Here is a 13,569-nt window from a genome sequence, read left to right on the forward strand (position 1 = left end):
GCATCAATGCACTTAAATGGTGCATTGATGCTGCCAATGTGTCGAAGCTGTGCACCCTGTGCACAAAAGTGGTGCATTTCTGCATAAATACGCATTTTTAGTGAGAAAAAAGCCAACAGACAGGGCAGAATGCTTTGCCATTCTGGGCTGAAAAGTGGCACGATAACTGCTCAGGATTTTTTGGACAAACCCGCAGAAATCAAAGGCAGTCGAGGATAATTATGAAAAAGCTGGCGTTATCTTTTTCTCTGGTATTGGCGCTTTCAAGCGCTTCGAGTGTTTTCGCAGCAATCCCACAAAAAGTACGAATTGGCACCGACCCAACCTATGCACCGTTTGAATCAAAGAATGCGAAGGGTGAATTGATTGGTTTTGATATCGATCTGGCAAAAGAGCTGTGTAAGCGTATCCAGACACAATGTACCTTCGTTGAGAACCCGCTGGACGCGCTGATCCCGTCTCTGAAAGCGAAGAAAATCGATGCCATTATGTCTTCGCTGTCGATCACTGAAAAACGTCAGCAGGAAATCGCGTTTACCGACAAACTTTATGCAGCAGACTCTCGCCTGGTCGTGAAAAAAGGTTCTCCGGTGACGCCGGATCTCGCCACCCTGAAAGGCAAACGTGTCGGCGTACTGCAGGGCACTACCCAGGAAACCTACGGGAATGAACACTGGGCGGCAAAAGGCGTAGAGATTGTCTCTTATCAGGGCCAGGATAACATCTACTCCGACCTGACCGCAGGCCGCATTGACGCTGCTTTCCAGGATGAAGTCGCGGCAAGCGAAGGTTTCCTGAAACAGCCGATTGGTAAAGATTATGCGTTTGGTGGCCCGTCTATCAAAGATGAAAAACTGTTTGGCGTGGGCACCGGTATGGGCCTGCGTAAAGAAGATAACGAACTGCGTGAAGCGCTGAATAAAGCGTTTGCTGAAATGCGTGCTGACGGCACGTATGACAAGCTGGCGAAAAAGTACTTCGATTTTAACGTATACGGCGAATAACCTTCGCTGACCACCCGTCGCCCCGCCTCAGAATGGGGCGACGGTGATAATAATACAGGACAGGCTGAATGCTTTACGGGTTTTCACAAGTCATTTTTCAGGGCGCGCTGGTGACCCTTGAGCTGGCAATCAGTTCGGTGGTATTGGCGGTGCTTATCGGCCTGGTTGGGGCTGGCGCAAAGCTTTCCAATAATCGCGTGATGGCGCTGATATTTGAGGGCTATACGACGCTGATTCGCGGCGTGCCAGATCTCGTGCTGATGTTATTGATTTTCTATGGGTTGCAGATGGCGCTGAACGTGGTCACCGATTCACTCGGTTTGAGCCAGTTCGACATCGACCCAATGATCGCCGGTATTATTACGCTTGGGTTTATCTACGGCGCCTATTTTACCGAGACCTTCCGCGGCGCGTTTATGGCGGTGCCGAAAGGGCACATCGAGGCGGCGACGGCCTTTGGCTTTACCGGTGGGCAGACGTTTCGTCGCATTCTGTTCCCGGCGATGATGCGTTACGCGCTACCGGGGATTGGCAACAACTGGCAGGTTATTCTCAAATCGACAGCGCTGGTGTCGCTGCTGGGGCTGGAAGACGTGGTGAAGGCCACGCAACTGGCCGGGAAAAGTACCTGGGAACCTTTCTATTTCGCCATCGTCTGTGGTCTGATTTATCTTGTGTTTACAACCGTTTCCAATGGTGTGCTGCTGTTGCTCGAACGCCGTTACTCCGTGGGCGTGAAGAGGGCTGACCTGTGATCGAGATTATTCAGGAATACTGGCAGTCCCTGCTGTGGACGGATGGTTATCGCTTTACCGGTGTCGCTATTACGCTGTGGCTGCTGATTTCTTCAGTGGTGATGGGCGGTATTCTGGCGCTGTTTCTGGCCATTGCCCGCGTCTCCAGCAATAAATACATCAAATTCCCGGTGTGGCTGTTTACCTATATTTTTCGCGGCACGCCGCTGTACGTACAGTTGCTGGTGTTTTACTCCGGCATGTATACGCTCGAAATCGTGAAAGGCACCGAGCTGCTGAACGCCTTTTTCCGCAGCGGCCTGAACTGTACGGTGCTGGCCCTGACGCTGAATACCTGCGCCTATACCACCGAGATTTTCGCGGGCGCGATTCGCGCGGTACCTGCGGGGGAAATTGAAGCGGCGCGCGCCTACGGTTTCTCCTCTTTTAAGCTTTACCGCTGCATTATTTTACCGTCGGCGCTGCGTATTGCGCTGCCGGCTTACAGCAATGAAGTGATTCTGATGCTGCACTCAACGGCGCTGGCGTTTACCGCCACCGTGCCGGATTTACTGAAGATTGCCCGGGATATTAACTCTGCTACCTATCAGCCGTTTACGGCATTTGGGATCGCGGCGGTGCTTTATTTGATTATCTCGTATGTGCTGATCTCTCTGTTCCGCAAAGCGGAAAAACGCTGGTTGCAGCATGTAAAACCTTCTTCTTCGCACTGAGAACACGATGCCTGAGAATAAATTAAACGTAATCGATCTGCATAAGCACTACGGCGAACACGAGGTGCTGAAAGGGGTATCACTGAAGGCGGACGCCGGGGATGTGATCAGTATTATTGGCTCGTCCGGGTCGGGGAAAAGTACTTTTCTGCGCTGTATTAACTTCCTCGAAAAACCAAGCGAAGGCACGATTGTGGTGAGCGGTCAGAATATCGGACTGGTGCGTGATAAAGACGGTCAGCTGAAAGTCGCTGACAAAAATCAGCTGCGCCTGCTGCGTACCCGTCTGACCATGGTCTTCCAGCACTTTAATCTCTGGAGCCACATGACGGTGCTGGAGAACGTGATGGAAGCGCCGATTCAGGTGCTGGGCCTGAGCAAGCAGGAAGCGCGCGAGCGAGCGGAAAAATATCTCGCGAAGGTGGGCATCGATGCGCGTCAGCAGGCGAAATATCCGGTGCATCTTTCCGGCGGCCAGCAGCAGCGAGTTTCGATTGCTCGCGCATTGGCGATGGAGCCGGAAGTGCTGCTGTTTGATGAGCCGACCTCCGCGCTGGACCCGGAGCTGGTGGGCGAGGTGCTGCGCATCATGCAGCAACTGGCGGAAGAGGGCAAAACCATGGTGGTGGTGACGCACGAAATGGGCTTTGCTCGTCACGTTTCGTCACATGTCATCTTCCTGCACCAGGGCAAAATCGAAGAAGAGGGTAACCCTGAACAACTGTTCGATAACCCGCAAAGCCCGCGTTTGCAGCAGTTCCTCAAAGGTTCGCTGAAGTAATCTTTTCAGCCCGGCTCTCCGCCGGGCTATTCATGTGGACGTTCCAGCCGATAGACCCAGTCGTCGTAATCAATACCGTTCAGATGATAGGCATTTTCCAGCACCTGGATGCGCACAAACCCCTGTTTTTCCAGCAGGCGCGAAGAGCTACGGTTTTCACCCAGCACCCAGGCATTAATGGCATTCACGCCCAGCTCAGAAAACCCGTACTGGCAGATGGCGCTCAGGGCTTCGCTGGCATAGCCTTTTCCCTGCGCGCACGGCAGCAGCGCATAGCCTACGTCGGCTTCGTGTGGGTTTTTACTGCTGATACGTAAGCCAATATCACCGATTGGCGCACCGCTGACCTCACGCAGAACGAAAACGCCGCTATCAGCACAGCGTGCATCGAAAACCGTTCGCAGCGCCGCGTCACTCAACACATCACCCATATAACGCATCACCTGAGGATCCTGGCGTAGTCGCAGGAAAAAAGGCCAGTCAGATTCGTTGAAGGATGAGAGCAACAGACGCGGCGTGGTGAGGGTAATCATATTCAATGCCATAACGGGTAAAGAAGCGATTACCTTAACACCTCAACGTGTGGGATTACAGATTCTTAAGCGCGGCGTGGTGATTGCTAAGACCATGGTAATAGTTGAGCACCGTCTGGCTTTCCAGTGAGGCTCGAAGCTGTAGCGCAAGGTTCAGGCTATCCATGATGTGTGCCTGAGTGACCAACGGAGAATCTGCGGAAATGCGTGCTTCAGAGACCAGCCAGTCAACGATGCTGCTCCAGCGCCAGAGCGGGGAGTTGCCTTTCACGCGTTGTACAGGCCCAGGGAAATTACCGCTACCACGCGCGCCTTCCTTTAAAAGTGCAACTGCCTGGCGCGTCAGCCCGGTTAACCCGGCGATATCACTTAAGCCAACCAGCGCAGAATCGACGGACTCGACACGAGCATGTAACGAGGTGGAGGATTCGATGTCACGAATGGCGGATAAAATGGCAGCATCCAGCGAGGGGCTTTCGCGGTCAAATTCAAGGTAGACGGAAGTGCCATAAAAACAGACTAGCGCATCCTGGCAGCCTGCTGCATATAACGCATCCTCAAGGCCGGGTGTGCTAGCGTTGACGCCAGAGAGTGTTAACGTGAAATTAAAGAGTGGCATTGTTCACTGCTCCTTTGTGGTGTTTCGGATGAGTATCACGCCAGGCTTACACCTTTCCACCATACGGATAATTTGGTGTGCGTGGTGTACGGGTACGGCAGGTGTAGACCAGATGCTCATCATATGTTCCTGATGTTTGGGAATGCCGCATTTCAATCTGCCAAAACAGTGGGCGCTTTTACCGCCAGCGACAAATATCCAACCTTGTTCCACCGCGTAGTGGATTGCTGCTCTGATATTTTTATCCGGATGTTCCTTCATCAGCGTGGTCCCGTGAGTATGAAGAGGGTGTTGACGTTCGTCAACATGATTGTGATAAAAAATAATCACGGGAGGGTTATGACAGAGCTTTTTTGACGATGTTGGAAGCGACCTCACGTTGATGAAAGTCGTTAACCAGGCAAAATGACGTTATGCGAGGCGCCTTCAGGAAAGCACTCCCGTTTAAAGGAGTGCTCTGTTTCAGGCTAAAAGATCCTCAAATGCTTCATCGAGGTCGTGCCAGCGGAAGACAAAACCGCTCTCTTCCAGCCGTTTTGGCAGGGCGCGTTGCCCGCCCAGTACCAGCACCGACGATTCACCCATCAGCAGACGAATGGCCGTGGCCGGCACGCGAAGAATGGCGGGGCGATGTAGCGCGTGCCCAAGGGAATGGGCGAATTGTTCATTGTGGACCGGGTAGGGGGAGACCATATTGAACGGCCCGCGCAGCGGATTATCGAGCAGCCACAAAATGCCGTTGACCATATCATCGATGTGGATCCATGCCAGATACTGTCGGCCGCTACCGATTGGCCCGCCGAGCCCAAGTTTGAAAGGAGGCAGCATTTTGCCGAGAATACCGCCTTTCGCGGCCAGCACGACGCCGGTGCGAAGCAGGCAAACGCGGGTGCGATCGCTTTGCGCGGTGCAGGCGATCTGTTCCCACTTCGCACAGAGTTTGTGGGTAAATTCGTTGTGCGGCGGTTCTTCTTCGGTCACTACAACTTCACCGAGATCGCCATAATACCCCGCCGCAGAGCCTGATATCAGCACTTCAGGCGGCGTTTCACTGGCCTGAATGAGGGCGCTAATCTTTTCCGTAATATGCCAGCGGCTTTCGCACAGCCGCTGTTTTTGCGTATCGGTCCAGCGCTTATCGGCGATCGGCTCGCCCGCCAGATTGATGACGGCATCAATGCCATCGAGCGTGCGCTTGTCGTCAAGCCCTTTCCAGACCTCAATGCGCGAGCCAAAACGCTGCCGGGCTTTATCAGGGCTGCGGGTAACCACGGTCACCTCATGGCCGAGCTCCAGCAGGCGCGGAATTAAATGGCCGCCAATCAGCCCGGTACCGCCGGTAATCAGAATCTTCATGCCACCTCCGTCAGGAAGCGCTTAACGTTGCCAGCTCATAGCAATGGAAACGGAGTCGGCGTAACGCAGCGCGTGAAGTTTATCGACCTCAACTTCAGCATAGGTGACCCAGTGATGTTCACGTGCGATATCGAGCACATCCTGAGTTAATTTTTCCAACAGTGAGAAGCGGTTACCCTCAATGTGGCTAATGATATTTTTGGTGATAGTGCGGTAGTTCAGCGCATCGTTAATGTCTTCACTGTTGCGCGCGCGGTCCGCCGGATAGCGGATTTCGATATTGATAACCACATCCTGACGGTTGGCTATCTCTTCGTCTTTAATCCCGATAAAGGTGCGCAGGCGAAGATTTTTGATGCGGATAATAGCGTCTGGCTGAGACATTGCAGATTACTCCCTATTATAGTTGTCTCAGCCATCATACACGAAAGCCATCGGCCACTTAATGGGGCTGCGCCTGCTGCATGGCACGCGCGGTTGCCGGGCGCTGGCGGATGCGCTCAAACCAGTTTTGCACCGCCGGATAGGTGGCAAGATCGATACGTTGCCGCTGGTGGGAATTTACCCACGGCCAGCAGGCGATATCGGCAATGCTGTAATGATCGCCCGCAATCCACGGGTGACTGGCAAGGCGTTGATTCAGCACGCTATACAGGCGCTGGGTTTCCACCTGGTATCGCTCAATGGCGTAGGGAACGGGCTGCGGGGCGAAGTGATTAAAATGGTGGTTTTGCCCCAGCATCGGGCCAAGACCGCCGACCTGCCAGAACAACCACTGTAATGTCGTGTGGCGCTCGCGCAGTTCGCCGCTCAGCAACTTGCCGGATTTTTCTGCCAGATAGAGGAGGATGGCCCCGGATTCAAACAGGCTGAACGGCGCACCGCCATCCTCCGGTTGATGATCCACAATGGCCGGGATTTTGTTATTCGGTGAAATATCGAGAAATTGCGGCTTAAACTGCTCGCCTTTATTGATATCGACGCGAATCAAACGGTAGGGCAGCTCTGCCTCTTCAAGGAAAAGGGTAATTTTGTGGCCGTTCGGGGTGGGCGCATAGTAAAGGTCTATCATCGTCTCTCCGATTTTTGGCGGGTTGATTTCTACAGTATAGGCTCAAGTAACGACCCGGGGCTGACATGCAAAATCCTCATGGTGGCGATAAGTGACAAGCATGAAAAGACAGGATATGTTGATTTATCGCCATCAGACAGTGAGCATATTATGAGCACCCCTGCAATTACCCTTTGGTCCGATTCCGATTTTTTCTCGCCTTATGTTTTATCCGTCTACGTAGCGTTGCAGGAAAAAAGCCTGCCGTTCACGCTTAAAACCGTGTCGCTTGATAACGGCGAACATCTTCAGTCAACCTGGAAAGGCTATGGCCAGACACGCCGCGTGCCGTTGCTGGAAATCGACGACTTCCAGCTGAGCGAGTCATCGGCAATCACCGAATATCTTGATGAGCGTTTTGCCCCGCCGCAGTGGGAGAGACTTTATCCGCATGATATGCAAAAACGTGCCAGAGCGCGGCAGATTCAGGCATGGTTGCGCAGTGACCTGATGCCGATTCGTGAAGAGCGATCGACGGATGTGGTCTTCGCTGGCGTAAAAAAACCGCCGTTAACCCGCGCAGGAGAAGCAAGCGCCGCTAAACTGTTTGACACGGCTAGCGCGTTACTGGCTCACGGGCAGCAAAATTTGTTTGGTGAATGGTGTATTGCAGATACGGACCTGGCGCTGATGCTTAATCGCCTGGTGCTGAATGGAGATGATGTTCCGCAGGCGCTTGCCGACTACGCCGAGTTCCAGTGGCAGCGTTCATCTGTTCTGCGCTACGTTGCGCTTTCAGCGAAACGCGCAGGCTGAAAACGCGCACGGAATCCATTATGATAGTACGGTTTTCATGTGTGGAGATTTGATAAATGAAGCTGATGTTTGCATCGGATATTCATGGTTCTCTGCCCGCGACTGAACGCGTATTGTCACTCTTTGCACAAAGCGACGCCCGCTGGTTGGTTATCCTTGGCGATATCCTCTACCACGGGCCGCGTAATGCATTGCCTGAAGGCTACGCACCGGCGCAGGTAGCCGAACGACTCAACCCGCTGGCGAGCCAGATTATTGCCGTACGCGGCAACTGCGACAGCGAAGTGGACCAGATGCTGTTGCACTTTCCCATCACCGCGCCCTGGCAGCAGATCCTGACTGAAAATCAGCGCCTGTTTCTGACGCATGGTCATCTCTATGGCCCCGATAACCTTCCGCCGCTGGCGGCAGGTGATGTGCTGGTCTCCGGGCATACGCATCTCCCGGTTGCCGAGAAGCGCGGCGAGATTTTCCTGTTTAACCCCGGCTCGGTCAGTATTCCGAAAGGCGGCAATGTCGCCAGTTACGGCATGCTGGACGGCGATAAACTGCAAGTTTTCGCACTCAATGATCAACAGGTTATTGCAGAGGTTGTGATTAACCCGTAATTTAGCCGACAAACGTAAAATGCGCCGCAAGAGCGCTCCTGGAGAAACTTTTCTGATGGTCGAGCAGAATCATTTGGCAAGCACGGAATGGGTAGATATCGTCAACGAAGACAATGAGGTTATCGCGCAGGCCAGCCGTGAACAGATGCGGGCTCAATGTCTGCGTCATCGCGCTACCTACATTGTTGTTCATGACGGTATGGGGAAAATACTGGTGCAGCGTCGCACCGAGACCAAAGATTACCAACCTGGCTTGCTGGATGCGACGGCAGGCGGTGTGGTGCAGTCTGATGAGCAGATGCTCGACTCAGCGCGTCGCGAAGCAGAAGAGGAGCTGGGCATTGCTGGTGTGCCGTTTGCCGACCATGGGCAGTTCTACTTTGAAGATAAGCACTGCCGCGTCTGGGGAAGCTTGTTCAGTTGCGTGTCGCACGGGCCGTTTGCGTTGCAGGAAGAAGAAGTCAGCGAAGTGTGCTGGCTGACGCCGGAAGAGATAACAGCGCGCTGCGACGAATTTACCGCAGACTCGCTAAAAGCGCTGGCGCTGTGGATGAGTCGCAATGCGAAGAATGAAACCGTCGCAGCGGAAAAGGAAGAGTAAGAATAAACGGCGTAGTCTGTTCTTATTTATTCGTAAAAAAACCACCGCCATTGTCGGTGGTTTTTTTATGCATCTTAAAAATATCATATTCTTTGTATTGTGAAAATCATTCTGAATGATATCACAATGTATCAATTCATAATTTTATCAATATCAATTCATTTTGAGTGAATGTCATTATTGTTGTGATTTTTTTAGAATACATAAAATATGTTTTTTATTTTTATTGATGTGATTTTCAGTCGTTCTTCTGGGTATTATTTTTTGGCGATAACGCACAACCCTTAATGGAGAAAATAATATGTTTATTAGCACTGATTTAATTGTGAATGGCGGCTTTGAAAATACTACTGATAAAGCATGGGTGCTTTCAGGTGCATCACAGATTAAGTATGAAGGTGACGCGCAAAACCACTATTGTGAGGTTGCGCCAACGGCATCAATCATGCAGTCAGTGGTGCTTAAAGCGGATACGTTCTATCGTGTCCAACTGGATTGCTGTGGCAAGGCTTCAGGCACGCTTTCGCTGATTACTTACGATCTGTATCCGGTAACGTTAGGTGAATGGAAGATTAATGGTGCAAAAAATGCTGAATGGCACACCGAAAACTTCTCATTTACCACACCAGCAACGGGCGGAAATGTTCGACTGCATATTCAGGTTGCATGGAATGCAGATAATGCACCTGTTGATGTTGATAATGTCAAATTGCTGGAGACTGATTTTGAATATCATGCGCCACAGTGGGTAGATTTAGTTGACCAGGTGGATGGCACAGAAATTTTTGAGTTTCAGTCTCGTGCCAATGTTAATACTCAGCATTATAAACTGTATCGTGATGGGGAGTTGATTCAGGATTATGCAGTGGTTAATCCAGATGCTATTTATGATACGGAAAAAATGGGAATTAACAGTGTCTTTACCCTTTGCGCCGTTGATGATAAAACAGGGAAAAGTTATGTCGTCTATGAAGGAACCGAAAAGGATCTTTATGCCAGTGGTGTTATTGAAGTTGATGACATTTAATTCATAAAAAAAGCCCCACTCATGAGTGGGGCTATTTCTTATTCAGCTATTACTGCTGCTGAGACGACTGAATCGCGGTCAGCGCGATGGTGTAGACGATATCGTCAACCAGCGCGCCACGGGACAGGTCGTTAACCGGCTTGCGCATGCCTTGCAGCATCGGCCCGATGGAGATCAGGTCAGCAGAACGCTGTACCGCTTTGTAGGTGGTGTTACCGGTGTTCAGATCCGGGAAGATGAACACGGTAGCGCGACCTGCAACCGGAGAGTTCGGCGCTTTAGATTTCGCAACATCAGCCATCACAGCGGCGTCATACTGCAGCGGGCCGTCGATCATCAGGTCAGGACGTTTTTCCTGCGCCAGACGAGTCGCTTCGCGAACTTTCTCTACATCGCTACCTGCACCAGAGGTACCAGTGGAGTAGGAGAGCATCGCAACGCGCGGTTCGATACCGAAAGCAGTAGCGGAATCAGCGGACTGAATCGCGATTTCTGCCAGCTGTTCAGCGGTCGGATCCGGGTTGATCGCGCAGTCACCGTAAACATAAACCTGTTCCGGCAGCAGCATGAAGAACACAGAAGAAACCAGAGAGCTGCCCGGTGCAGTTTTGATCAGCTGCAGCGGCGGACGGATGGTGTTCGCAGTGGTGTGAACCGCACCGGAAACCAGACCGTCAACGTCGTCCTGTTCCAGCATCAGGGTGCCGAGAACCACGTTGTCTTCCAGCTGTTCGCGGGCAACGGTTTCGGTCATGCCTTTGTTTTTACGCAGTTCAACCAGACGAGCAACATAGCTTTCGCGAACCACATCCGGGTCAACGATTTCTACGCCAGCGCCCAGTTCAACGCCCTGTGCAGCAGCAACGCGGTTGATGTCATCCGGGTTACCCAGCAGCACGCAGGTTGCGATACCACGTTCAGCACAGATAGCGGCTGCTTTAACGGTACGCGGTTCGTCGCCTTCCGGCAGAACAACACGTTTGCCTGCTTTACGCGCCAGCTCGGTCAGCTGATAACGGAACGCTGGCGGAGACAGACGACGGCTGCGCTCGGAGGTCGCGGTCAGAGACTCGATCCAGTCAGCGTTGATGTAGTTAGCAACGTATTCCTGAACTTTCTCGATGCGCTCGTGATCGTCAACCGGAACTTCCAGATTGAAGCTCTGCAGGCTCAGAGAGGTCTGCCAGGTGTTGGTGTTCACCATGAATACCGGCAGGCCGGTTGCGAAGGCACGTTCACACAGTTTGCTGATACGCGCGTCCATTTCATAGCCGCCGGTCAGAACCAGTGCGCCAATCTCTACGCCGTTCATTGCAGCGAGGCACGCGGCAACCAGAACGTCAGGACGGTCAGCGGAGGTCACCAGCAGTGAACCCGGACGGAAGTGTTCCAGCATGTGCGGAATGCTACGCGCACAGAAGGTCACGGATTTCACGCGGCGAGTGTTGATGTCGCCTTCGTTGATGATGGTCGCATTCAGGTGACGCGCCATGTCGATTGCGCGCGTCGCGATCAGATCGAAACTCCACGGAATCGCGCCCAGAACCGGCAGGGAGCTGGCAGCGCTCAGTTTAGCAGGATCGACTTTAATCACTTTTGCAGTGGTGGAATCGTCGAAGATCTCGGACAGATCCGGGCGAGTACGGCCCTGCTCATCAACCGGGGCATTCAGTTTGTTAACGATAACGCCGGTGATGTTGGAGTTTTTCGCGCCGCCGAAGCTGCTGCGGGTCAGCTCAATGCGTTCGTTGATCTGTTCCTGGGTATCAGTACCCTGGGACATGACAAAGACGATTTCGGCATTCAGCGTTTTAGCAATTTCATAGTTCAGAGACTGGGCAAACTGATGTTTGCGCGTCGGAACCAGACCTTCAACCAGAACCACTTCCGCGTCTTTGGTGTTCGCGTGGTAGTTAGCGATGATCTCTTCCATCAGCACATCTTTCTGATTGCTGGACAGCAGAGACTCAACGTGGCTCATCTTCAGCGGTTCAGCCGCCGGGATAGCAGAGTTCGCACGCACGATAGTGGTGGTCTGGTCTGGCGTATCGCCACCGGTACGCGGTTGGGCGATAGGTTTGAAGACGCTCAGACGAACGCCTTTACGTTCCATAGCACGGATGACGCCCAGGCTGACGCTGGTCAGGCCGACGCTGGTTCCGGTAGGAATAAGCATGATAGTACGGGACACGGTTTATCCTCTTTTGCTCGTTGCCGCCGATTTTGGCGGGCACAAAACAGCACCGCCAGCATTGCTGGCGGTGTGGAATCAGGCGGTCAGACGGCAGGCGTCTTGCGCGATAACCAGCTCTTCGTTGGTCGGGATCACAACAGCAGGGCGGGTGCCTTCTTTGTTGATGAAGCCAGATTTACCGAAACGTGCAGCCAGGTTACGTTCGTGGTCAACTTCGAAGCCCAGAACGCCCAGTTTACCCAGGGAGAGTTCGCGAACCATTGCAGCGTTCTCACCGATACCACCGGTGAAGACAACGGCGTCCAGACGACCGTCCATCAGTGCAGTGTAAGAACCGATGTATTTCGCCAGACGGTGGCAGTAAACGTCCATTGCACGTTTAGCGTCAGCTTTCTCTTTGTAGTTGTCTTCAACATAACGGCAGTCGCTGGTGACTTCGGTCAGACCCAGCAGGCCAGACTCTTTGGTCAGCATTTTGTTGATAGCGTCAACGCTCATGCCCAGGGTGTCGTGCAGGTGGAAGATGATAGCCGGGTCGATGTCGCCAGAGCGCGTACCCATAACCAGACCTTCCAGCGGAGTCAGACCCATAGAGGTGTCAACACATTTGCCGTTACGGATTGCAGAAACAGAACCACCGTTGCCCAGGTGGCAGGTGATGATGTTCAGTTCTTCAACCGGTTTGTTCAGCATTTTGGCCGCTTCTTGAGTTACGAAGAAGTGGCTGGTGCCGTGTGCGCCGTAGCGACGAACGCCGTGCTCTTTGTACAGGCTGTACGGCAGAGCATAAAGGTAAGATTCTTCCGGCATGGTCTGATGGAACGCGGTATCGAATACAGCCACGTTTTTGTCTTTCAGATTCGGGAAGGATTTCAGCGCTTCGGCGATACCGATCAGGTGAGCCGGGTTGTGCAGCGGAGCAAAAGAGGCAGAGTCTTTGATGCCCTGAATGACGGATTCGTCGATAACAACGGAGCTGGTGTACTTCTCGCCGCCGTGTACGATACGGTGACCAATCGCAGTCAGCTGTGCAGACAGTTCTGGTTTTTGTGCCAGAATAGTGTTAACGATAAAGTTCAGCGCTTCACTGTGAGCGGCGCCTGCACCTAAAGCCGCTTCTTGTTTGCTGCCGTCCATTTTCCATTTGATACGTGCTTCAGGAAGATGGAAACATTCGGCCAAACCAGAGAGGTACTCGTCACCGTTCAGTGCATCGATGATGGCAAATTTCAGTGAGGAGCTACCGCAGTTCAGAACCAGTACTAACTTACTCGACATGGAAGTACCTATTTATGATACGTGGCTAAAAAAACGTCAGGAGTCACAAAGCGTAGCGCAGGATGAAGCTGACATTTATGATTAACATCATGCCTGAATCGATTTTGAGGCAGGATGGAAGAAATACATATTGATTCTAAGTCATTTTGCATATTTTTCAGCCAATGGCAGAATATGCGATAATTTGACGGACTGGACGAGATAGACTAGCCCTCATCTCAGGCTGGCACAGG

16 protein-coding genes are annotated in these 13,569 nt (G+C 52.5%); 8 read left to right on the forward strand and 8 right to left on the reverse strand.

The window, feature by feature from the left end; genetic code table 11:
- Positions 1 to 221: 221 nt before the first annotated feature.
- From hisJ to hisP, 4 genes are all read left to right on the forward strand, one after another.
- Positions 222 to 1,004 (forward strand): histidine ABC transporter substrate-binding protein HisJ, encoded by a 783-nt coding sequence (gene hisJ, locus G163CM_RS01755; RefSeq protein WP_015963631.1) that lies wholly within the window; start codon positions 222 to 224, stop codon positions 1,002 to 1,004.
- Positions 1,005 to 1,072: 68 nt separating this feature from the next.
- Positions 1,073 to 1,759 (forward strand): histidine ABC transporter permease HisQ, encoded by a 687-nt coding sequence (locus G163CM_RS01760; protein WP_015963632.1) that lies wholly within the window; start codon positions 1,073 to 1,075, stop codon positions 1,757 to 1,759.
- Positions 1,756 to 2,472 (forward strand): ABC transporter permease, encoded by a 717-nt coding sequence (locus G163CM_RS01765; protein WP_015963633.1) that lies wholly within the window; start codon positions 1,756 to 1,758, stop codon positions 2,470 to 2,472. The genes G163CM_RS01760 and G163CM_RS01765 overlap by 4 nt, the downstream gene beginning before the upstream one ends.
- A gap of 7 nt (positions 2,473 to 2,479) precedes the next feature.
- Positions 2,480 to 3,253 (forward strand): histidine ABC transporter ATP-binding protein HisP, encoded by a 774-nt coding sequence (hisP, locus tag G163CM_RS01770; RefSeq protein ID WP_015963634.1) that lies wholly within the window; start codon positions 2,480 to 2,482, stop codon positions 3,251 to 3,253.
- A 26-nt stretch (positions 3,254 to 3,279) separates the two neighbouring features.
- On the opposite strand, the gene G163CM_RS01775 is transcribed toward hisP, so the two are convergent.
- From G163CM_RS01775 to yfcG, 6 genes are all read right to left on the reverse strand, one after another.
- Positions 3,280 to 3,786 carry a GNAT family N-acetyltransferase gene (locus G163CM_RS01775; RefSeq protein WP_231826644.1) on the reverse strand — a complete coding sequence of 169 codons (507 nt, stop codon included), beginning with the start codon at positions 3,784 to 3,786 and terminating at the stop codon, positions 3,280 to 3,282.
- 55 nt (positions 3,787 to 3,841) lie between these two features.
- Positions 3,842 to 4,405 (reverse strand): helix-turn-helix transcriptional regulator, encoded by a 564-nt coding sequence (locus G163CM_RS01780; RefSeq protein WP_231826646.1) that lies wholly within the window; start codon positions 4,403 to 4,405, stop codon positions 3,842 to 3,844.
- Positions 4,406 to 4,408: 3 nt separating this feature from the next.
- Complete coding sequence (locus tag G163CM_RS01785; protein WP_231826648.1) at positions 4,409 to 4,666, reverse strand: hypothetical protein; 258 nt, start codon at positions 4,664 to 4,666, stop codon at positions 4,409 to 4,411.
- 201 nt (positions 4,667 to 4,867) lie between these two features.
- The gene (locus tag G163CM_RS01790; protein WP_231826649.1) at positions 4,868 to 5,761 is read right to left on the reverse strand and encodes a TIGR01777 family oxidoreductase; all 894 of its coding nucleotides are present in this window, start codon (positions 5,759 to 5,761) and stop codon (positions 4,868 to 4,870) included.
- Positions 5,762 to 5,782: 21 nt separating this feature from the next.
- Positions 5,783 to 6,145, reverse strand: coding sequence for a dihydroneopterin triphosphate 2'-epimerase (folX, locus tag G163CM_RS01795; RefSeq protein WP_015963638.1), 363 nt, complete (start codon positions 6,143 to 6,145; stop codon positions 5,783 to 5,785).
- A 58-nt stretch (positions 6,146 to 6,203) separates the two neighbouring features.
- Entirely contained in the window at positions 6,204 to 6,833 is a 630-nt protein-coding gene (yfcG, locus tag G163CM_RS01800) for a GSH-dependent disulfide bond oxidoreductase (RefSeq protein WP_231826651.1), read from the reverse strand.
- 150 nt (positions 6,834 to 6,983) lie between these two features.
- Between yfcG and yfcF the strand changes: the two genes are divergently transcribed.
- From yfcF to G163CM_RS01820, 4 genes are all read left to right on the forward strand, one after another.
- Positions 6,984 to 7,628 carry a glutathione transferase gene (gene yfcF / locus G163CM_RS01805; protein ID WP_015963640.1) on the forward strand — a complete coding sequence of 215 codons (645 nt, stop codon included), beginning with the start codon at positions 6,984 to 6,986 and terminating at the stop codon, positions 7,626 to 7,628.
- A 56-nt stretch (positions 7,629 to 7,684) separates the two neighbouring features.
- Positions 7,685 to 8,236, forward strand: coding sequence for a phosphodiesterase (gene yfcE / locus G163CM_RS01810; RefSeq protein ID WP_231826652.1), 552 nt, complete (start codon positions 7,685 to 7,687; stop codon positions 8,234 to 8,236).
- A 55-nt stretch (positions 8,237 to 8,291) separates the two neighbouring features.
- Positions 8,292 to 8,837 carry an NUDIX hydrolase YfcD gene (gene yfcD, locus G163CM_RS01815; RefSeq protein WP_231826653.1) on the forward strand — a complete coding sequence of 182 codons (546 nt, stop codon included), beginning with the start codon at positions 8,292 to 8,294 and terminating at the stop codon, positions 8,835 to 8,837.
- Positions 8,838 to 9,138: 301 nt separating this feature from the next.
- Positions 9,139 to 9,864 carry a hypothetical protein gene (locus G163CM_RS01820; protein WP_231826655.1) on the forward strand — a complete coding sequence of 242 codons (726 nt, stop codon included), beginning with the start codon at positions 9,139 to 9,141 and terminating at the stop codon, positions 9,862 to 9,864.
- A gap of 49 nt (positions 9,865 to 9,913) precedes the next feature.
- Here the strand turns inward: G163CM_RS01820 and pta are convergent, their stop codons facing one another.
- Positions 9,914 to 12,055: a phosphate acetyltransferase gene (pta, locus tag G163CM_RS01825; RefSeq protein WP_231826657.1), complete on the reverse strand. Its 2,142-nt coding sequence runs from the start codon at positions 12,053 to 12,055 to the stop codon at positions 9,914 to 9,916.
- 78 nt (positions 12,056 to 12,133) lie between these two features.
- Positions 12,134 to 13,336, reverse strand: a complete 1,203-nt coding sequence (gene ackA, locus G163CM_RS01830; protein ID WP_015963644.1) for an acetate kinase — start codon at positions 13,334 to 13,336, stop codon at positions 12,134 to 12,136.
- Positions 13,337 to 13,569 lie beyond the last annotated feature (233 nt).

The sequence above is a fragment of the Pseudocitrobacter corydidari genome, from assembly GCF_021172065.1.
Lineage (GTDB): Bacteria > Pseudomonadota > Gammaproteobacteria > Enterobacterales > Enterobacteriaceae > Pseudocitrobacter > Pseudocitrobacter corydidari.

Coding starts and splice junctions, on each gene's coding strand:
- G163CM_RS01785 (WP_231826648.1), bottom strand. CDS start 4,666: ATGAAGGAACATCCGGATAAAAATATCAGAGCAGCAATCCACTACGCG.
- hisP (WP_015963634.1), top strand. CDS start 2,480: ATGCCTGAGAATAAATTAAACGTAATCGATCTGCATAAGCACTACGGC.
- ackA (WP_015963644.1), bottom strand. CDS start 13,336: ATGTCGAGTAAGTTAGTACTGGTTCTGAACTGCGGTAGCTCCTCACTG.
- G163CM_RS01760 (WP_015963632.1), top strand. CDS start 1,073: ATGCTTTACGGGTTTTCACAAGTCATTTTTCAGGGCGCGCTGGTGACC.
- G163CM_RS01780 (WP_231826646.1), bottom strand. CDS start 4,405: ATGCCACTCTTTAATTTCACGTTAACACTCTCTGGCGTCAACGCTAGC.
- hisJ (WP_015963631.1), top strand. CDS start 222: ATGAAAAAGCTGGCGTTATCTTTTTCTCTGGTATTGGCGCTTTCAAGC.
- yfcE (WP_231826652.1), top strand. CDS start 7,685: ATGAAGCTGATGTTTGCATCGGATATTCATGGTTCTCTGCCCGCGACT.
- yfcF (WP_015963640.1), top strand. CDS start 6,984: ATGAGCACCCCTGCAATTACCCTTTGGTCCGATTCCGATTTTTTCTCG.
- G163CM_RS01775 (WP_231826644.1), bottom strand. CDS start 3,786: ATGATTACCCTCACCACGCCGCGTCTGTTGCTCTCATCCTTCAACGAA.
- yfcG (WP_231826651.1), bottom strand. CDS start 6,833: ATGATAGACCTTTACTATGCGCCCACCCCGAACGGCCACAAAATTACC.
- G163CM_RS01820 (WP_231826655.1), top strand. CDS start 9,139: ATGTTTATTAGCACTGATTTAATTGTGAATGGCGGCTTTGAAAATACT.
- G163CM_RS01790 (WP_231826649.1), bottom strand. CDS start 5,761: ATGAAGATTCTGATTACCGGCGGTACCGGGCTGATTGGCGGCCATTTA.
- folX (WP_015963638.1), bottom strand. CDS start 6,145: ATGTCTCAGCCAGACGCTATTATCCGCATCAAAAATCTTCGCCTGCGC.
- yfcD (WP_231826653.1), top strand. CDS start 8,292: ATGGTCGAGCAGAATCATTTGGCAAGCACGGAATGGGTAGATATCGTC.